Genomic DNA, 19,552 nt, shown 5'->3' on the forward strand with positions numbered 1-19,552 from the left:
AATCTATGGTTACTGCCCTGAAGGAGTCCAAAGGCGACAAATTATTTCTGGTGAGCACCTATATTTACCTGTGCCTTGCGCTGGTTGTGGTCATTTATCCGCTCATTTATATTCTCAGCGCTTCGATCAGCGACCCGCAAGATGTCAATTCAGGAGCCATGTGGCTTTTTCCCAAGAATCTGACCCTGGACGGATACAAGCTAGTGTTTGAAAATCCTAAGATATGGAATGGGTACTTAAATACCATTATCTATACGGTGATCGGGACGCTGCTGAATCTAGTGGTCACCTTGCCGGCATCTTATGCCCTCAGCAGATCGGATTTTGTCGGCCGGCAATTTTTTATGGGTTTTATTCTCTTCACGATGTTTTTCAGCGGGGGACTGGTGCCGACCTATCTTTTAATCAAAAACCTGGGTCTGATCAACAGTATGGGGGCGTTGATTCTGCCAGTTGCCGCTTCGGTGTGGAATATTGTGGTCGCCCGGACGTTTTTTCAGTCAACTATTCCCAAAGAACTGCAGGAAGCGGCACATATCGACGGGTGTACCAATCTGAGGCTGTTTATCCGGATTATTCTGCCGTTGTCCGCACCGATTGTCGCCGTTATGGCTCTGTTCTATGGGGTGGGGCATTGGAACAGCTATTTCCCGTCCCTGATCTATTTGAATGATGAGACCAAATATCCGCTGCAAATGGTTTTGCGGCAAATTCTCGTCCTCCAGGAAATGTCGGCGGAAACAACCGGCGCTGCGATCAGCGGGGAGGTGGCCATGGCCATGAATTCCAAGGCGGAGACCGCATCGCTGGTCAAATATGGAGTCATTGTAGTCTCCACCCTGCCGATTATTGCCGTGTATCCGTTTCTTCAACGCTACTTTGTCCAAGGTGTGATGATTGGCTCGGTCAAGGGCTAGGCAAACAGAATTCTATTCTCAAGAAGGAGGAATTATTGATGCAGATAACAAGTAAACCCTGGAAGCTGGTGCTGAGCGGAGCGATGGTCCTGACACTCCTGGCCGGCTGCGGCACATCCAATACAGCGGAGAACACAGGCGAGGGCACGGGTGGTGAGGTTACTGTCAGTAAAGAAGGGTTCCCTATTGTGGACAAGCCGGTCACTCTGTCGCTGATGGCCCCTGACGTCGGTATTCAGAACTGGGAGGATATGGTGGTCCTTCAGCAGATGAAAGAGAAGACCGGCATTACTCTTGAATACCGCAACGCCCCGAAGGACAGCTTTGAAACGAAAAAGAACCTGGTGTTCGCCAGCGGAGATTATCCGGATATCTTGTATGCCGCAGGTTTGACTACCGCAGAACAGATGAACTACGGAGAACAGGGGATTCTGATCCCGCTGGAAGAACTCATTGAGGAATACGCGCCGAATTTCAAAGCTCTCCTGGAGGAGAACCCCGATGTCCGCAAGTCGATCACTGCGCCGGACGGACATATCTATTCCCTGCCCGTCGTGGAGATGAGCCAGCATTGGTACCGGAACCCGCTGTGGTATAACGGCGATTTCCTCAAAGCCCTTAAGATTGACAAGCTCCCTGAAACAACCGAGGAATTGTACACCTATCTGAAGCGTGTCAAAGAGGAGGACCCGAACGGGAACGGCGTGGCGGATGAGATTCCACTTTCCTCGGTTACGGTAACCTCAGCCAATCTGCGGGATATCCGCACCTGGCTGCTTGGGGCTTTTGGCATTTATGAGGAAGAAATCTATGTGGATGACGCGGATAAAGTGCATTATACGCCAATGGAAGAAGGCTACAAGGAATATCTGACCTTCATGAACCGCCTGTGGTCCGAAGAACTGCTGGATCATGAGAGCTTCTCACAGACCGCAGAACAGAAAAAAGCCAAGGCGCAGAACAACCGGGTCGGGCTATTCTCCGATTGGCATGCCTACATGACCAAAGGCGGAGAGCCTTCCACGGAAGATCCGATGTTTGCCCCTGTGAAAAGCGATAGCGTCGATAAACCTGCCATAGCCAAGAACAGAGGCATTACAACCGGAGCGTTTGCGATTACGGAAAGTAATCCGGAGCCGGAAGCCTCCATGCGGTGGGTGGATTATCTGTATTCCTATGAAGGCGCAATGTTCTTCAACAAAGGTCCGGAGGGGATGCTCTGGGAGTACACGGATAAAGATGCGAGAGTCAAGAAATACCTGCCTGTACCTGATGGAAAAGAGATGGAAGACTACCGGGCCACCCTGACCCCGAACTATGGAATTCCTGCACCTACGCTTTCTATGGATGATATCAACAAAGGGTTGAAGACGGATTTTGATCTGTGGGTAGAACAAGAGACACAGACAAAGTTGCTGGACAAAGGGGCACGGATTCCTTTTCCTTCCTTATTCCTGACTGTGGAGGAGCAGACCGAGATTAACAGCCTGAATTCCGATCTGAGCACCTACGTGAAACAGATGGAGGCCAAGTTCATTACCGGAGCCGAGCCGTTCGCCAATTGGGACGCTTATGTAGACACTGTCAAGAAAATGGGCGGTGAACGGGTAGCGGAAATTAACCAGGCCGCTTATGACCGCTGGAAATCAAACTAGGGAGGCACCGGGACGATTCTCAGACTATACGAGTCTGCGGGCGGAAGAGGTACGGCTACCATAGATTGGATGACGGGGAAGATCCAAGCCTATTCGGTTAACCTGCTGGAGCAGGAGACCGGCCCCCTGCAAGCGGAAGCTGGAACCCTGACTCTTTTTTTTCAGCCATACGAAGTCAAAACGATAAAAATCAACCACAATCCACACGCTCAGGAGGCATAGCCCATGAAAATTACCAGGCATCCGCAAAATCCGATTGTAGTCCCCGGAGGTTATGAATGGCGTAAAGTAACTGTCTTCAACCCTGCCGTTATTATCGACAACGGCAAATTCTATATGATTGAGCGCACAGCAGGATCACTTACGCCATGCAAGAATTTCTTGGGTCTGCTGGAGAGCGGGGACGGCGTGAACTTCACGCATGTCAAAGAGGAGCCGATTGTGACCCCCGATATGCTGGGTTTCCCTTACGGCAGCGTGCAGGACCCCCGGATTGTCAAAATTGACGGCACCTTTTATTTGAATTACGCTTTGCGCCCCTGTGCGATGAGTTATTATCCGACAGGTGCCGGGGTACCGGAGCGTTCAATTTCGGAGTATCCGGATGGCTGGGGGGAAGAAGAGGGGCATTGGCTGACCCGCTCTTCAATCCTGAAGTCGGACAATCTGCTTGACTGGACGTTTGTGGGGGACACGACGCCGCTGGATATCAACGACCGGGACAACATCCTGTTCCCGGAGAAAATCAATGGCAAGTTCGTGCTGCTGCGCCGGCCGGAGGAATATGTGGGTGAAGCCTACGGAACGGAAAAGGCGGCGATGTGGATTACCTATTCCGAGGATCTGATCCATTGGGAAGAACCGAAGCTGCTGGCCAAAGCGGAAAACCAGGCTTGGGAGTCACGGAAAATCGGCGGCTCGACACCCCCTGTGCGGACAGACCAGGGCTGGCTGGTGCTCTACCACGGTGTTGATGAGAACATCGTATACCGGGTGGGAGCCATGCTGCTGGACCTGGACAACCCGGAGATTATCCTTGCGCGAACCCGCAACTTTATCATGGAACCGGAAACATACTACGAGAAGTTCGGGTATCAAATTCCGAATGTCGTCTTCCCTACCGGAAATGTCGTCAAGGATGGACTGCTGTACATTTATTATGGAGTAACGGATACAGCAATTGCGCTGGCCACCGTCCCGCTGGACGAGCTGGTGGATTATATATTGAACGAGCCGCAATAAAATTGCGGCTTTATCTTTGTTTCAATCCGGGTTATTTCGCCACCGAACCTTTAATAGTATGCTGCTTGCGGTATTGGCCCGGCGTCAAACCCGTCTCCTTCTTGAATTTGCGGATGAAATTCGGCGCATCCAGATAACCTACCTGTTCAATGATTTCCTTGAGCGGCGCACTGGTGCTCTCAAGCAGCCGGATCACTTCATCCACACGGCGCTGCCAGATATATTGCGAGAAGTTGTTGCCTGTTTTGTCTTTGAAGCTGCGGCTCAGATAAGAGGTGGAGATAGAGTACTTCAGGGCAACATGTTCCAGACTGAGGGTGTAATCTGCGAATTGCTGATCCACATAAGCTACGATGTCCTCAATCAGTGAAGACTCCTGAGTTTCCGTATTCCGCTGGACCTGCTGACAGATTCGGGCTGCCAGGGACAACAGTCTGCTCTCCAATTCTTCAAGAGTCTCAAAGGCCGTCAAAGCAGGCATATCCGCGAATACTTCATTCATGCCAAGCTCGGAGGCCGTCCGCAGAAAGGTATTCAGCAGATCGAAGCAGATGCAGCGCAGCAGGTGAACCGGGAGCGGCTCATCCTTGACCGTGTCGATGGTGTCGGCAATCATCTCACGGGCGACGGATTCATTGCCCTGCTTGAGACTTTGCTCCAGCTTCAGCATGGATTTGCGGGGAATCCAGAAGCTTCCCGTAGCCGGTGAAGTCAATTCTGCCAGCTGTTCAAAATAGGTTACGTGTCCGCTGCGTCTGATCATCCGGTGCTCCAGAGCGGTTGCTGCCTCAATAAAGGACTGGTTCAGCCGGGCCAGATCACGGTATGCGGTTCCGACACCAATCTTGGGCACAAGCCGGGAATTTCCGTTGATGACTTCCTGAACCGCCTCAATAACTTCCTCAATCCGGCTTTGTGCTGGTTGGTTGTCATAACCGGATAAGGAGATGATCAAGGCAAACTGGTTGTCGGCGGAGAATTCAACCCCAAAGATTTGGGCTGTAAGGCCCGGCAAATGCATGCTGCTGAACATTTCCTGCAGCAAATGGCGTTCGTTCCAGGAGGTCTCACCCTCAAGAGCATCATCCCAGGACAGGATAACCGCGAAATACAGGCCATGACCCTGCGGATGCTCAAATCCTGCACGGTGGATCATCTGTTCAATTTCGGGATCATCCGGCTTGCCGTGTTTTAGCAGCAGCAGCAGGCACTGATTGCGGACAAAAGGCTCCTGCATGTCAATTCTGGCGCTGTAATCCTGGATTGTCTGCCGGATCCATTCCCATTCATTGCGAGTTTTGTGGGCGTCAGTATTATTGCTTCTCAGCTTGGCAAGCTCCATCAGGTCCTTAATGGGGTGGTATTGCCGTTTGGCCAGCAGCAGGGCGGCGATGATCCCGGTGATCACCGCAATGCCGAACACCAGCACAATCAAGGTCTGGACATGGGCGACCCGGCTGAAGAATTGATAGCTTGGCATTGTGGTCACATAGGTCCAGTCGTTCTGCTCGGAACGGACAGAGACGACAGAATGCTGCTCTCCGTCCAGAACCAGGTTGTGGATACCCGGCTCCAGGCTGGACAAGCGGCTTAATTCGTCTTTGGCAAGACTTACGCCGCGGCTGTTCGCGGTGAGCACCCCGCCGGACTGGTTAAAAATATAGCTGCTGCCGGAAAAGTCGCTGAGGATGGAATCCATCACCCCGGTAAGTTTGGATTCCTTCATCAGATAAACCACGGTGCCATAGGGGAACGGATCATTTGGTTTAATGGGGACGAGCAGGGCCAGCATCGTGTCGCGGCGGGAGTTGACCGTTACATTCTCAGCCGAACGCATCAGCGGCTGCCTGGTCTCATTAAGATCATGCAGCAGCTCTTCCTGTGACCAGTGCTCGAACTGGTAAAATGAATTGAAGGTCACCTTCAGATCCGTCAGGCCGCGGTAGGAATAGATGTTGGTATCCTCATGAAAATAAAGAAACAGATCCTCAACGATGCTGTTGCTGGCTTTGTAATTGGCCAATGCTTGAATGGCCTCCATGCTGTAATAAGGATGCTGTACCATGTAAGGAGTCAGGTGCTTGTCAAAGGCGATTCTGCTGGAAGTCTCCTGCAGCTCGGTCATACGGGCATCAATCGTCAGCTTGACCTGATTCAATTGATTCACATTGGACTGCTCAATCTCCACGCGGAGGCCCTTAACAGCGTTTTCATATACAAATATAGTTACGCCGGTCAAAGGGATCAGGAACATCAGAATATAGGAGAAGGCATATTTCAACAGCAGTCTGGATTTAAAATGATCCCAATTCAACGGGAACCTGGATACTATGGATGACTTGAGTACCTTTTTTAGCATATGGATAGTCCCCTCCAGTATATAAGGTGCAGAAAATAAGGCGCAGAAAAAATATTTTATAAAACATTATAACATTATAATCATTAAAATGTTATGATGTAGGAACAATATTCTGTCAAAAGGAACATTAAATCTGACAGGGGAAAGAGATGGGGAGAGTGAGCGAGGTAACTGTGCTGCGCAATTTGCGGCTCGTGAACGGGCAGGCTGTCGATATTGCCGTTCAGGGCGGGATAATCACAGAGATCGCAGAAGCCGGTCAAGCGGCAGGGGAACGCGGCTTTGACGGTTCAGGGATGTACGTTTCCAGCGGCTGGATTGACCTGCACGTCCATGCAGTACCGGATTTTGACCCTTATGGCGATGAAATTGATGAGATCGGTGTGAATCAGGGGGTTACAATGATTGTGGATGCAGGGAGCTGTGGTTCGGACCGGATCGGGGCTTTTTATGCTGAGAGTGCCCGGGCCATGACGAAAGTCTATGCTTTTCTGAACATTTCGAGAATCGGTCTCCGGCAGACGGATGAGCTGTCCCGTCTTGAATGGGTCGACCGGGATAAAGTAGTGCAGGCCGTCTCCGCTTATCCGGAGTTTATTGTCGGTCTAAAGGCGCGGATCAGCCAAAGTGTAGTCAAGGAGAACGGAATTGTGCCTCTGAAGCTGGCACGGGAGATGTCGGCCATGACGAAGCTTCCATTAATGGTGCATATTGGTTCAGGCCCGCCGGCTATCGGCGAGGTGCTGGAACTGCTGGGAAACAGGGATATTATCACTCATTATCTTAATGGGAAATCCAATAATTTATTGGATGAGGCAGGCCAACCCCTGCAAGGACTGCTGGATGCTATCGGCCGGGGGGTTCATCTTGATGTGGGGCACGGGACCGCAAGCTTCTCTTTTGCCGTTGCTGAACAGGCCAAAGCCGCCCATATTGGGCTGAATACCATCAGTACCGATATATACCGGAACAACCGGATTCACGGCCCTGTCTACAGCATGTCGAATGTGTTGTCGAAATTTCTATATCTGGGCTACAGCCTTGAAGAGATTATCCGTGCGGTCACCTGGAATGCGGCAGCTTGGCTGAACAAACCGGAGCTTGCCGGGATCAGGGTAGGAGCGCAGGCCAATCTGACCTTGTTCACTTTGGAAGAAGGCAGAAAGATACTGACGGATTCGGAAGGGGAAACCCGCGAAGCCAGCCACTATATTGAAGCTAAGGGAGTGTTTGCAAATGGATCGCTCATTACATGCTAGGTATGGATTGAAGCGTGTAGTTAATGCAAGTGGAAGAATGAGTATCCTCGGTGTCTCCGCCCCGACGGATACCGTCATGGAGGCCATGAAGCAAGGGGGCCAGCACTATGTGGAGATTGCCGATCTCGTCGACAAGGCTGGAGAGTTCATTGCGGGTATTCTGGGCTCCGAAGGGGCGGTCGTGGTCAATTCGGCTTCCAGCGGAATTGCGCTGTCAGTAGCGGCAATAGTTACCGGCGGAGACCGGCGGAGAAGCCTGCGGCTTCATCAAGAGCCGATACACAAGAATGAGATTATTATGCTGAAGGGACACAATGTTCAGTATGGCGCCCCCGTGGAGACCATGGTTTTCCTGGGCGGCGGCCGGGTAGTCGAGGTTGGTTATGCCAATGAAGGACGCAAGGAGCATATTGAAGAGGCCATCTGCGACAGTACGGCTGCCATTCTTTACGTTAAGTCGCATCACACTGTCCAGAAGAACATGATTTCTGTGGAGGAAGCCTGGGAGGTTGCCGAGCGCCGGGGCGTGCCGCTGATCGTTGATGCCGCCGCAGAAGAGGATATTCTTAAATATGTGAAGGTTTCCGATCTGGCTATCTACAGCGGTTCCAAGGCGATTGAAGGTCCTACGTCCGGGATTATCGGGGGCAAAAAGAAATATGTAGAGTGGGTAAAGGTGCAGCTTCACGGTATAGGCCGAAGCATGAAGGTCGGCAAGGAAACCACCTTCGGGTTGCTTCAGGCACTGGAAGAATATCAGCACAAGGCGGATAACAGCGCTCAGGAGAAAGCGGCGCTGGAAGCTCTTCAGCCGCTGTCCGGGCTGCCAGGTTTAGCTGTTACCGTCGTTCAGGATGAGGCCGGCAGAGCCATCTACCGTGGACGGGTACAGATTGATGCCGCGGCTGCCGGAATGGATGCCCAAAAAGTGAATGACCTGCTGCGCGAGGGGGAAATTGCTGTGTATACCCGAGATTATGGTGTGAAGCAGGGGTACTTCGATATCGATCCAAGGTCGCTGCAGGGGGATGACCTGGAGGTTATTGTCAGCAGAATCAAAGAAATCGTGGGAGGAAAAAGATATGTCTAAACCGTACCCTTTTTTGTATAACAATAAAGCGGCGTTGAATGTGCTGGCAGGCAGCATGGAGAATGCGGCAGAGATCTATGCTGCTGCGGAGGGACATGTGCTTGTGGGCGTGCTTTCCAAAAATTATGCCACTGCGGAAGAAGCTGCGGCTGCCATGAAGGAGTATGGCAAGCTTATCCGGGATGCGGTATCCATTGGCCTTGGAGCAGGCGACAACCGCCAGGCAGCAGTAGTAGCGGAGATCGCCAGAAGCTATGGGGGAAGTCATATTAATCAGGTGTTTCCGGCAGTCGGAGCTACCCGGGCCAATCTGGGGACCCGTGACAGCTGGATCAACAGTCTGGTCTCGCCCAGCGGGCGGGTGGGGTACGTCAATATCTCTACAGGCCCGGTCAGTGCGGGGACGGAAGCGAAGGCCATTATCCCCGTTGAGGCTGCCATTGCGCTGGTGCGGGACATGGGCGGGAATGCGCTCAAATATTTCCCGATGCAGGGACTGAAGCTGGAAGAAGAGTATCGTGCAGTAGCCAAAGCGTGCGGGCAGGAAGGATTTGCCCTGGAGCCTACGGGCGGCATTGATATGGATAATTTCGGGCCCATTGTGGAAATCGCGCTTGAGGCAGGTGTGCCTCAGGTTATACCTCATGTCTACTCCTCGATTATAGATGCGGCAACGGGGAATACAAACGTACAGGATGTAAAGGTATTATATGAAAAGCTGAAGTCGCTGGTGGATCAATATGTCTAAAGTTGCTGCATTTGGCGAGGTTATGATGCGGCTGCAGGTGCCGGGTTATGAGACACTGGAAAAAAGCAGCAGGCTTGATTATTCCTTTTCGGGCAGCGGCGTTAACGTTGCGGCTGCGCTGGCCCGGTATGGTCATACCGGATATATCATTACCACCCTTCCGGATACCCCGGTCGGCGACGCTGCCCTGGCCTATCTGCGCAAGCTTGGTATAGACACGGCTTATGTGAACAGGGGCGGCAAGCAGCTCGGAATGTATTTTCTTGAAAATGGTTTTGGCGTCCGTCCGGGCCGGGTAACCTATTCGGACCGGCGGGGCAGCAGCTTTAATACGTCTCCCCTGAAGAGTTATGAAGCGGCGGCCATTGCTTCCCATATTGAGGTCCTGCATTTATGCGGCATCACGCTGGCGATGAATGACAATGTGCGCCTCCAGATGAAGCAGCTGGCAACCGAGGTTAAGGGCGCGGGCGGCAAGGTGGTCTTTGACTGCAACTATCGTCCATCGCTGTGGGGGGACGACGGTTATGCCAAAGCCCGTCCGCATTATGAAGACCTGCTGGAGCTGGCGGATATAGCGATGATGAACGAGAAGGACGCAGAGTGTATCCTTGGCATCCGGGTAGGGGAATATGATAGAATAACACAGTTGAAACAAGCGATTCCAGAAGTGGCGAGACGGTTTCGGTTACAGACTGTCGCCGGTACCCACCGGGAAATTAACGGAGATAATACGCATTCTTTAACCGGATACATCTATACAGGGGAGACCTTCAGGTTTTCCAGGAAGCTGACCTTTTCTGTTCATGACCGGATTGGTGCCGGAGATGCTTTTGCCAGCGCCGTTATCCATGGCGAATTAAAGGGTGACGTTTCCCAGCACACAGTTGACAGGGCAGCGGCTGCGGCCATGCTGGCCCATACGGTTGCAGGGGATACGGCGCTTTTTACGGAGGCTGAGGTGTCTCGGGTCTTGACGGATCATATTGGAGATGTGGAAAGGTAGTGAGAGACCGGTGTCCCTTACACGCAAGAAAGGTCCTTTATATCAGCAAATTAAGAAAATCCTCAAAGACAGGATTTTGCACGGCGTGTATCCGCTGGGCAGCAGTATCCCTTCCGAGCCGCAGCTGGAGCAGGAATTTAATGTGAGCAAAATGACTGTCCGCAATGCGGTTCAGGAGCTGTCCCAGGAAGGGTATGTGGAGAAGAGAAGCGGCATTGGAACGATTGTGAAGCGCAATACGTCCTTTTTCAAGCTCTCCAAGGGTAAAAAATTTACGGAGCTTCTGGTGGAAGAGGGCCATAAGCTTGAGAAAAGACTGCTTGCCTCAGAGCTTGTTGCCAATGAAGCCGGAACGGATGATTATGAACGGTTCGGCCCTTATTGCCAGCGGATTGAACGTCTCTACATGCTGGACGGGCAGCCCTATATTCACTTTATTCATTTCCTGACCCCAGCCGCTTTGGGCAGAGGAGGAATCGGAGAGCTGGGCGCGGATTTTCAATCGCTCTACGATTTTCTCGAAGAGAGGGATATCCTCTTGGAGAACTTCAAGGACCGTTTCTTCGTGGAGCCGGCCTCATTCGAGACCTGTCAGCTGCTGGAGCTTCCGGAAGGGGCACATGTTCTCAAACGATTGCGGAATTCCTACGATGGAGAAGGCCTGCTGATTGAATACAGCATCGGATGTTACAACACGCAGCTACATCACTATCTGGTCAGTTACGATACCTGAGCAAGAAGTGATTCAGCGGGTCGGATGGCAAAGCCCTGCTTGGCCTTGCGTTGCTTGGTCATGCGTTGTCTTGCGTTGCTTGGCCTTACGTTGCTTTGGCTTGCTTGGCTCCCGACCTGGGGGCGAATCCGTCTTTAGACTGCACTTTGTACATCAGGTTGAGAGTAAACGGGGCTCATTTTCAATTAGACTGTATTTTATGCAGCAGAACAAGGATGACTGGCCGGAAAACGCCTATATTCTAAATTTCCACTGTACAAAATACATCACAATCAACTTTTAAGCTCTTTCGGAGCGATTTGGCTGTACTAAATACACCAGACGTTTGCGACTAAGGCAGGGTACACAGGTTTATGCTGATAATTGGAACTATTTGATAATTGGGGCTATTTGAGACTCCGGCCATGGTGGCCGGAGTCTTTTTCATAATTCCTACCGGGATAATGAGAATATGTCTTTTCAAATGTCAAGGTTTGTGAGAGAATAGGAACAATTCTTATTGTTAAAGATTTCTAATCTTAAGATTCAAGGGAGGAAATACCATTGTCAGAAGAACGCAAGCTGTCGTTTGAAACGTTGGCTGTTCATGCCGGCCAGGAGATTGACCCGACTACTTTAGCCCGTGCGGTGCCTCTTTATCAGACTACTTCCTACGGCTTCCGGGATGCTGAGCATGCAGCCAACCTGTTCGCCCTTAAGGAATTCGGCAATATTTATACCCGTCTGATGAATCCGACCACAGATGTGTTTGAACAGCGCCTGGCTGCACTTGAAGGCGGAGCGGGTGCACTTGCCACAGCTTCCGGGGCAGCGGCTATTTCCTTCTCCATTCTCAATATTGCTGGCGCCGGGGATGAGATCGTATCTTCAGCCAGCCTGTATGGCGGTACGTATAACCTGTTCTCCACCACGCTGCCGAAGCTGGGCATCAAAGTGAATTTTGTGGATTCGGATAACCCGGAGAATTTCCGCAATGCCATTACGGACAAGACGAAAGCGCTGTATGCCGAAACTATCGGCAACCCGCAGGGAAATGTGCTGGATATTGAAGCGGTAGCAGCCATTGCCCATGAGCATGGTATTCCGCTCATTGTGGACAATACGTTCCCGAGTCCCTACCTGCTGCGTCCTATCGAATTCGGGGCCGACATTGTGGTGCATTCCGCAACCAAATTCATCGGCGGTCATGGTACATCCATCGGCGGCATTATTGTAGACGCCGGGAAGTTCGACTGGAAGGCCAGCGGCAAATTCCCGGGCCTGACGGAGCCGGACCCCAGCTATCACGGCGTAGTTTATACGGAAGCTGTTGGCCCGATTGCCTATATTATCAAAGCACGGGTGCAATTGCTGCGTGATTTGGGGGCGGCGATCTCGCCTTTTAACTCCTGGCTGCTGCTGCAAGGTCTGGAGACGCTGCATCTCCGTCTGGAGCGCCACAGCCAGAACGCGCTGAAGGTAGCGCAGTATCTGGAAGCCCATAACGATGTGGAATGGGTGAGTTATGCGGGTCTGCCCAGCCATCCTTCCTACGAGCTTGCGCAAAAATATCTGCCCAAAGGCCAGGGAGCCATTCTCACCTTTGGCATCAAAGGCGGAAGCGAGGCGGGGCGCAAGCTGATCGAAAATGTGAAGCTGTTCTCCCACCTTGCGAATGTCGGGGATTCCAAGTCGCTCATCATTCATCCGGCCAGCACCACACACCAGCAGTTGTCCGACGAAGAACAAATCACGGCGGGGGTTACGCCTGAGCTGCTTCGTCTGTCGATCGGAACCGAATCCATCGACGATATTCTCTATGATCTGGAGCAGGCGATTGCCGCCAGCCAGCAATAGAGCAAAAGGGATATAGAGCAGCGATTCTCCGGGTAACGGGAGAATCGCTGCTTTAGGTTTTTGGATCAACTGTGGCGGGAGAAGGCAGGTAGGAGTATTTTGGTGCTTTGGTGCTTCACCCTTCAAAATTCAGCCAGGCACCGGTATGGACGCTCCGGAAAAGGAACGTTGTTCATAGCGCTGCTTAGCGTTTCAATATAAAGTCTGCAATATCGTCCAGCACAACCTGGGCCACACTGCCGGGCTTGCTGTATTCTGCGACCGTTCCCGCACCGGCTCCTTCATAATCCACAAAGAAATGATTAAGTCCAGGGTACAGCTTGAACTGGGCGTTAGTTTTGCTTTTGAACAACTCCTGCCACATCACGTAATCTTTATCCGCATAGACCTGAAAGTCATCCTGTCCTTGAAGTACCAGCAGCGGTTTGGTTAGAGCGGCGGCAACATCCGTTGTTTTGTGCTCGTCCATCTCTTTGAAATAATAGGCAGGAACCCCGAGCACCGTGCTGGTCATTGCCTGCGCATCAGTCATGCCGGCCAGCTGGTCGGCCTTTTTTCTTTCTTGGGCCAGAAAGTCCTTGCCCGCTTGCTTGTTGGGGTCATTGTCATCCAGTGTGGCAAGAACAGCGTAATTCTGATCGAACATAATATCGAGCAGCGAACGCGGCGAACCGGCAAGCAGCACCAATCCGGCAAAATCTCCTCCTTCGGCATCGATCCGCGGCGCAAGCATGCCGCCAAGGCTGTGTCCGATGATGTACACGCGGGAAGGGTCAATGCGCGGATCGTTTTTCAGCAGTCTGGCCGCAGCGATGGCATCCTCTACCGTTTCTTCCTTGACGGTGATCTTGGCCGCGCTTTCCGGAGTGAACGTGCTGCCATAAGTATAGGTCCGCTTGTCATACCGAAGAACAGCGATGCCTTGCTCTGCGAGGCTGTAGGCAATGTCCCGGAAAGGCTTGTAGCCATAGACTGTCTCGTCACGGTCGCTTGGACCGGAGCCATGTACCAATACTACGGCAGGGAGCAGACCAGGTGCTGACTTCGGCAGGGTCAAGGTGCCGGGCAGTGCATACGCACTTCCTTTGCCTACGATGGCCGCTTCTTCAACCACACCGGACGGCAGCGGTAGACTCGGAGGACTCTGCTGTGCTGTCTGCGGCATCCCTGAGGCGGCTGTAATTGAGGCAACAGTTCCGCCGGCAGGGAAATCCGTGGCTGCGCCCAGTATTTCCTTGAAAAAGGCGAGCGGCACATAGACACGCCCTTGCTTGAGGACAGAGGCAGGCGTGAAGCTGCGCTTAACCTCCTGGACAGTCGCCGTACCGCTGCCGATTGTTGTACGTACGGCCGCGTCTCCGGAGGCCAAAAGAAGCTCTTTCATATCCGCGCTGGGGCTGACCTTCCAGCCCAGCTTCTCCGCAGCGGCTCTAACGGGTACCATAAGCGCAGATCCGCTTAGATAAGGGGCTGCATCCTTGAAGTCAACTTCGCTTCCATTCACAGACACGGTAAAACGTTCCGCTGCGCCCCAGGCTGTAGGGGTTTGTATCAGCAACAGCAGTACAGCAAGCGTTGCGATCCATCCTTTTTTCATACTTGATCTTCCTCCTCTTCTATAGTCTTCAGCAATAATACGTTTGGGATTCGCAGATTGTTTCCTTCTTCTGTAAATGATTTCGCTGCCTGCTGCAGATTCACTTCATCCGTCGTGTATTCGCTTGCATAATTCGGGGGAAGCCCCCGTATCTATAATTGAAGCATGATCCTGCCGGTGGGCTTTTTGAGGCTAAGGACGAAAGACCGGCAGGAATCAGAAAGCCGAAAAAAGGTGGGTGCGGAAATGAAGGGTGAACGCCAGCAGCAGAATGGTTTGCGTAGCAGGGAAGAACGCCCGTTAATGTATAATGAAGGTGCAAATACGGGCCAAGAACACAAGGCGGCATTTCTGATCCTGCGGGAAGGCCGGGAGGAACGGACGGTTCCGCCAGCAGACAGACGGCTGCCCGCTGGACCTTGCCTGATCCGGAGCGAGACCTGGCTCCTGGCCCCGAAGCTTGCAGAACTATACGCAAGCTGGCTCTTCGCGGAGGAAGAGCCGCTCGCTGAACGGCTGCTGCAGCGAATGTACTATCGGCTGCGCGCGGAAGCCTCGGCGCTGCTGGAATCGCCGGACGGTGACTGGGCAGCCGTCACCGTGTTGTTTACGCCGGAGCTGGCGGCCCGGCGTTCCCGGCTGGCGGCGCTTCAGGACGCGCAGCTTGAAGCGCTGTTCACGGCGCTCGCGGAGCGGCAGCGCCGGGGCGGCGACTGCCGCCTGGATCTGCTGGCGCCGTATCCCGCCAGCGCGGCCGAATTCGCGGCGATGCGCGAATTCATCGAGACCGTGGCCGAACAGACGCTCGGCCACGCTTACGCGGCAGCCTGCCGCATCGGGGCGCTGATCGCCCCCGAAACGCAGCAGGCGGCCGCCGGGGAAATCGCGCGTATTGCCGATTTCCTCGTGCTGGACGGCGCGGCGGGCGGAGCCGCACCGGAGAGCGCCGCCGCGGAGGGCTTCGCCCGCTCGACTTCGCTGGCCCTGGCCGCCGTGCGGCGCGTCAAGCCGGCGGCGGTTGTGTTCGCCGCGGGGCCCTCGGCGGCGAAGGCGCTGGCCGATCTGTACCGGATCGGCTGCAGCGGGGTCTTTTGCAGCGCTGCTCAGCGGACCGAAGCGCTGCTGCGCGCGGCCAGCCTGACCTGGGACGCGCGCGCTGAACAACATCTGCCATGTCCGCGTGGCTTTCGCCGCTGATTGCCCTGAGGGTGTTGTCTTTGGGCGTCTAGGTTATACGGAGTTTCGCCCTCCGCAGCCAGCCTGTAAATTCGTCGCTACTTCTGTGCTGTGTATAGCCAGGATTTTGCCGATTGCCGGATTTAAGGTCGTTAATGGGCCTGGCAGCGCACCTGGTCAGGGAGGAGAACGGTTCTGATGTATTTCGTGCAGCATAATCGCTCTGGAAAGGCCCAAAGGTCCATTCTAGTGTATTTCGTACACTGGAAAAGTAGTAAACATGCTCTTTCAGCATTTTCTGATGCAGAAAATGCTGTCTACTCGAAAATAGGGTGGGTTAGCCCGCCTTCTGATGTACTAAATGCAGGCTAAAGACACACAATTCCGATTAGGGACGCAGGGCCTGCCGCCACGCTGAAGGATTCACCGAAAACACCAAACAGCGATTCTCCCGTTATTGGAGAATCGCTGTTTTTACGTTTTGTTGAGGTGTCCCGCTGTTTTCACCCGTTTCGTCGACGAATAACCTTCATGGACAATCAGGTACATTTCCCTTGTTTACTTTTACGGAAAAGGTGGTATATTAAAGATATAAGTTGCACTAAGGAAATATAGTTGCGTTATTGCAACAATGATTATCATTCTCATTTCCCATAGTTATCTGTCATGCTGTCCCGGCTAAGCCGGGGCAGCATGTGTCATTTTAGGGGTCTTAATAATGGCTCTCATTCTCAGTCGATGGCAAGCAAACTGACTTTCACAAAACTTATCAGGAAGGTGATTTTATTATGCAAGCTACATCCAAACGTTTACCGGTCCGTACAGCCGCTCAAAAAGGGGCGAACCAGCCGCGTGCGCCGAAGCCGCGCCGCTTCGATCCGAAGGCGATGCTGAGCAACTCCGAGATGCAGGCGGCACTGGGCAGCGGTCTGCTGATGCTGATCGCCTGGGCTGCGGGAAGCTGGTCTGAGCTGCTCTCCATTGTGCTGTATGTGGTCTCCTATGCTGTCGGAGGCTGGAGCAAGGCGAAGGAGGGAGTAGAGACGCTGGTCAAGGAACGCGATCTCGACGTCAACCTGCTGATGATTGCCGCTGCCTTGGGAGCCGCCTCCATCGGGTACTGGAATGAAGGGGCGATGCTGATCTTCATCTTTGCGCTTAGCGGTGCGCTGGAGAGCTACACGATGGAGCGCAGCAAGAAGGATATCTCCTCCCTGCTTGCCCTGAAGCCGGCCATGGCCATCCGCATTGAACAAGGCAGGATGAACGAGGTTGCCATTGATCAGCTGTCGGTAGGGGATTTGCTGCTGGTCCGTCCCGGTGAGCTGATCCCGGCCGACGGCACCGTATACCAGGGAGCCTCATCTGTCGACCAGGCTTCCATAACCGGTGAGTCTCTTCCCGTAGAGAAAAGTACAGGCAGTGAAGTGTTTGCCGGCACCGTGAACGGAGAAGGACCGCTGTACATTGAAGTGACTACCGCTGCGGAGCACAGTCTATTCTCCAAAATTATCAGGATGGTCGAAGAAGCGGAGACCAAAGTGCCTGATTCACAGCATTTGATCAAACGGGTGGAAGCTGTTTATGCCAAAGTTGTGGTAGGGGCAACGCTGGTGTTGATCCTTCTGCCGCCGCTGCTGCTGGACTGGAGCTGGAGTGCCACATTCTATAAAGCTATGGTATTTCTCGTTGTAGCTTCCCCTTGCGCCTTGGTGTCGTCCATTATGCCGGCAATGTTGTCCGCCATCTCCAAAAGTGCCCGCAAAGGCATTTTGTTTAAAGGCGGAGTGCATCTGGAAAATATGGCGCGGACGTCCGTAGTTGCTTTTGACAAGACCGGTACGCTGACTGAAGGCACGCCGCAGGTAACCGACTTTATTGCGGGCGAAGGATATGACCGTGATGAATTGCTGGCTGTCAGTGCATCGATCGAGAAGTTGTCCCGCCATCCGCTGGCGGAGGCGGTTGTGCGGAAAGCAGAGGAAGAAGGCCTTCTGCTGCGCAGTGTTCAGGAGAGCCAAGCGGTAACCGGCTGGGGGATCGAAGGCAACGTGGATGGACAGCTGTGGCGGATCGGCAAGTCCACCCTGCTGGATCAACCGGCTGCGGCGTCCCCGGAGCTAGCGGACCGGGAGTATTGGCTCAGCCTGCGGGAGCAGCTGGAGGCAGAGGGCAAGACGGTCTCGTTGCTTTTGGACGGAGAGCGGGTTGCCGGGATGATTGCTTTGCAGGACACAGTCCGCTTGCAGGCGGAGACGGCGGTGCGCAAGCTGCAGAAGCTCGGCATCAAAGTGGCGATGCTCACCGGGGACCGGGCGGCTACAGCGGATGTTATCGCAGACGCAACAGGTGTAGATCTTGTATTCTCGAACTTGCTGCCGGAAGATAAGGTAACACATATCAAAGCACTGCGGGAACAATACGGCCATGTCGTTATGGTCGGTGACGGGGTCAACGATGCGCCGGCATTGGCCACGGCCACTGTCGGCATGGGGATGGGGATGAAGGGCAGCGGAGCAGCACTGGAGATTGCCGACGTTGTGCTGATGAACGACAATATTGAAGAGATTGCTTCAACTATTTCCCTGGCCCGCCGTTCACAGCGAATTGTAAAGCAGAATATGATTTTTGCGGTCACGGTGATCGGCGTGCTGATGATCAGTAATTTTGTGCAAGGCATCGCTTTGCCTTTTGGCGTCATAGGCCATGAGGGCAGTACCATATTGGTGATTCTGAATGGATTAAGGCTGCTGCGTTAAAACATTTCTAAAAATTGAATTGTTCACAAAATAGTTCTTTAAGGAGGAGTCTGGCATATTGACAGATTCCCTTTCTTTTATCATAATAAGTACTACATTATAATTATTTTAAATAAGAACTGGCGCTAAGCCGTCCGTCACAAGGAGGATAAAGTCATGTATAAATCTATTATTATCGGTACCGGACCGGCCGGATTGACCGCTGCGATCTATTTGGCCCGCGCCAATCTGAGCCCGCTCGTGATTGAAGGGCCACAGCCAGGGGGACAGCTGACCACCACTACGGAAGTGGAGAATTTCCCGGGATTTCCTGAAGGGATTATGGGTCCGGATCTGATGGACAATATGCGCAAGCAAGCTGAACGTTTCGGTGCCGAATTCCGCACAGGCTGGGTGAACAGCGTGGAGCTGGGTGAACGTCCGTTCAAGCTGAACGTTGAAGGCATGGGCGTGCTGGAAACCGATACCCTTATCCTTTCCACCGGCGCAACAGCCAAATATTTGGGTATTCCCGGTGAGCAGGACAATGTGGGACGCGGTGTCAGCACCTGCGCCACTTGTGACGGATTTTTCTTCCGCAATAAAGAAATCGTGGTTGTAGGCGGCGGCGACTCAGCGCTGGAGGAAGCCGGCTTCCTGACCCGTTTTGCTTCAAAAGTAACACTTGTGCACCGCCGCAGTGAACTGCGCGCCTCCAAAATCATGCAGGACCGTGTACGCGATAATGCCAAGGTGACTTGGGGACTGAACCGCACTCCGCTGGAAGTGGTATCCGGCGAGAAGGGTGTAAGCGGATTGAAGGTGCTGAACAATGAAACCGGACAGGAAGAGGTTATTGAAGCGGCCGGTGTGTTCGTAGCCATTGGCCATCACCCGAACACAGCATTCCTGGGCGGACAGATTACTACGGATGCGAACGGTTATATCGTAACGAACCCAGGCACCTCTGAAACGAATATCCCGGGCGTCTTCGCTTGCGGTGACGTACAGGATACCCGGTACAGACAAGCGATCACTGCAGCCGGCAGCGGATGTATGGCAGCTATGGATGCCGAGAAATATATCGAAAGCCTGGAGCACAGCGCAGTCATTCTGTAACTTTTGAATCGCAAGCACTCCGGTGCTACAATAGATAGCAATTGTACAAAGATCAATATTCGGGAGGAGAATCAGAA

15 protein-coding genes are annotated in these 19,552 nt (G+C 53.1%); 13 read left to right on the forward strand and 2 right to left on the reverse strand.

Features of this window, described 5'->3' with window-relative positions; genetic code table 11:
- The first annotated feature begins 5 nt into the window (after positions 1-5).
- Genes IEY53_RS18805 through IEY53_RS18820 form a run of 4 tightly spaced genes read left to right on the forward strand, consistent with a single transcriptional unit; the run spans position 6 to position 3,814 of the window.
- On the forward strand, positions 6-917 hold the full coding sequence (locus IEY53_RS18805; protein ID WP_189027679.1) for a carbohydrate ABC transporter permease: 912 nt from the start codon (positions 6-8) through the stop codon (positions 915-917).
- A 38-nt stretch (positions 918-955) separates the two neighbouring features.
- Positions 956-2,572, forward strand: a complete 1,617-nt coding sequence (locus IEY53_RS18810; protein WP_189027681.1) for an extracellular solute-binding protein — start codon at positions 956-958, stop codon at positions 2,570-2,572.
- Between the two features lie 15 nt (positions 2,573-2,587).
- A complete protein-coding gene (locus tag IEY53_RS18815) occupies positions 2,588-2,794 on the forward strand; it encodes a glycosyl hydrolase-related protein (protein WP_189027816.1) in 207 nt (68 codons plus the stop codon).
- Positions 2,795-2,797: 3 nt separating this feature from the next.
- Positions 2,798-3,814, forward strand: coding sequence for a glycoside hydrolase family 130 protein (locus IEY53_RS18820; protein ID WP_189027683.1), 1,017 nt, complete (start codon positions 2,798-2,800; stop codon positions 3,812-3,814).
- A 31-nt stretch (positions 3,815-3,845) separates the two neighbouring features.
- On the opposite strand, the gene IEY53_RS18825 is transcribed toward IEY53_RS18820, so the two are convergent.
- Positions 3,846-6,173 (reverse strand): helix-turn-helix domain-containing protein, encoded by a 2,328-nt coding sequence (locus IEY53_RS18825; RefSeq protein WP_189027685.1) that lies wholly within the window; start codon positions 6,171-6,173, stop codon positions 3,846-3,848.
- 158 nt (positions 6,174-6,331) lie between these two features.
- Between IEY53_RS18825 and IEY53_RS18830 the strand changes: the two genes are divergently transcribed.
- From IEY53_RS18830 to IEY53_RS18855, 6 genes are all read left to right on the forward strand, one after another.
- The gene (locus IEY53_RS18830; RefSeq protein ID WP_189027687.1) at positions 6,332-7,432 is read left to right on the forward strand and encodes an amidohydrolase/deacetylase family metallohydrolase; all 1,101 of its coding nucleotides are present in this window, start codon (positions 6,332-6,334) and stop codon (positions 7,430-7,432) included.
- Positions 7,410-8,522, forward strand: coding sequence for a DgaE family pyridoxal phosphate-dependent ammonia lyase (locus IEY53_RS18835; RefSeq protein WP_189027689.1), 1,113 nt, complete (start codon positions 7,410-7,412; stop codon positions 8,520-8,522). The genes IEY53_RS18830 and IEY53_RS18835 overlap by 23 nt, the downstream gene beginning before the upstream one ends.
- Positions 8,515-9,270, forward strand: coding sequence for a 2-dehydro-3-deoxy-phosphogluconate aldolase (dagF, locus tag IEY53_RS18840; RefSeq protein ID WP_189027691.1), 756 nt, complete (start codon positions 8,515-8,517; stop codon positions 9,268-9,270). Before IEY53_RS18835 ends, dagF begins: the two co-directional genes overlap by 8 nt.
- Positions 9,263-10,276: a sugar kinase gene (locus IEY53_RS18845; protein ID WP_189027693.1), complete on the forward strand. Its 1,014-nt coding sequence runs from the start codon at positions 9,263-9,265 to the stop codon at positions 10,274-10,276. The genes dagF and IEY53_RS18845 overlap by 8 nt, the downstream gene beginning before the upstream one ends.
- Entirely contained in the window at positions 10,263-11,009 is a 747-nt protein-coding gene (locus tag IEY53_RS18850; RefSeq protein ID WP_189027695.1) for a GntR family transcriptional regulator, read from the forward strand. The genes IEY53_RS18845 and IEY53_RS18850 overlap by 14 nt, the downstream gene beginning before the upstream one ends.
- Before the next feature lie 543 nt (positions 11,010-11,552).
- The gene (locus tag IEY53_RS18855) at positions 11,553-12,845 is read left to right on the forward strand and encodes a homocysteine synthase (protein WP_189027697.1); all 1,293 of its coding nucleotides are present in this window, start codon (positions 11,553-11,555) and stop codon (positions 12,843-12,845) included.
- A 184-nt stretch (positions 12,846-13,029) separates the two neighbouring features.
- On the opposite strand, the gene IEY53_RS18860 is transcribed toward IEY53_RS18855, so the two are convergent.
- The gene (locus tag IEY53_RS18860) at positions 13,030-14,442 is read right to left on the reverse strand and encodes an alpha/beta hydrolase family protein (protein ID WP_189027699.1); all 1,413 of its coding nucleotides are present in this window, start codon (positions 14,440-14,442) and stop codon (positions 13,030-13,032) included.
- A 165-nt stretch (positions 14,443-14,607) separates the two neighbouring features.
- Here IEY53_RS18860 and IEY53_RS18865 point away from each other — a divergent pair, with 165 nt between their 5' ends.
- From IEY53_RS18865 to trxB, 3 genes are all read left to right on the forward strand, one after another.
- Positions 14,608-15,639 carry a hypothetical protein gene (locus IEY53_RS18865; RefSeq protein ID WP_189027701.1) on the forward strand — a complete coding sequence of 344 codons (1,032 nt, stop codon included), beginning with the start codon at positions 14,608-14,610 and terminating at the stop codon, positions 15,637-15,639.
- Between the two features lie 767 nt (positions 15,640-16,406).
- Positions 16,407-18,377 carry a heavy metal translocating P-type ATPase gene (locus tag IEY53_RS18870; RefSeq protein WP_189027703.1) on the forward strand — a complete coding sequence of 657 codons (1,971 nt, stop codon included), beginning with the start codon at positions 16,407-16,409 and terminating at the stop codon, positions 18,375-18,377.
- A gap of 156 nt (positions 18,378-18,533) precedes the next feature.
- Positions 18,534-19,475 carry a thioredoxin-disulfide reductase gene (gene trxB, locus IEY53_RS18875; RefSeq protein WP_189027705.1) on the forward strand — a complete coding sequence of 314 codons (942 nt, stop codon included), beginning with the start codon at positions 18,534-18,536 and terminating at the stop codon, positions 19,473-19,475.
- Positions 19,476-19,552 lie beyond the last annotated feature (77 nt).

The organism is Paenibacillus albidus (assembly GCF_014644435.1).
In the GTDB taxonomy this organism is placed as follows: domain Bacteria; phylum Bacillota; class Bacilli; order Paenibacillales; family Paenibacillaceae; genus Paenibacillus_AQ; species Paenibacillus_AQ albidus.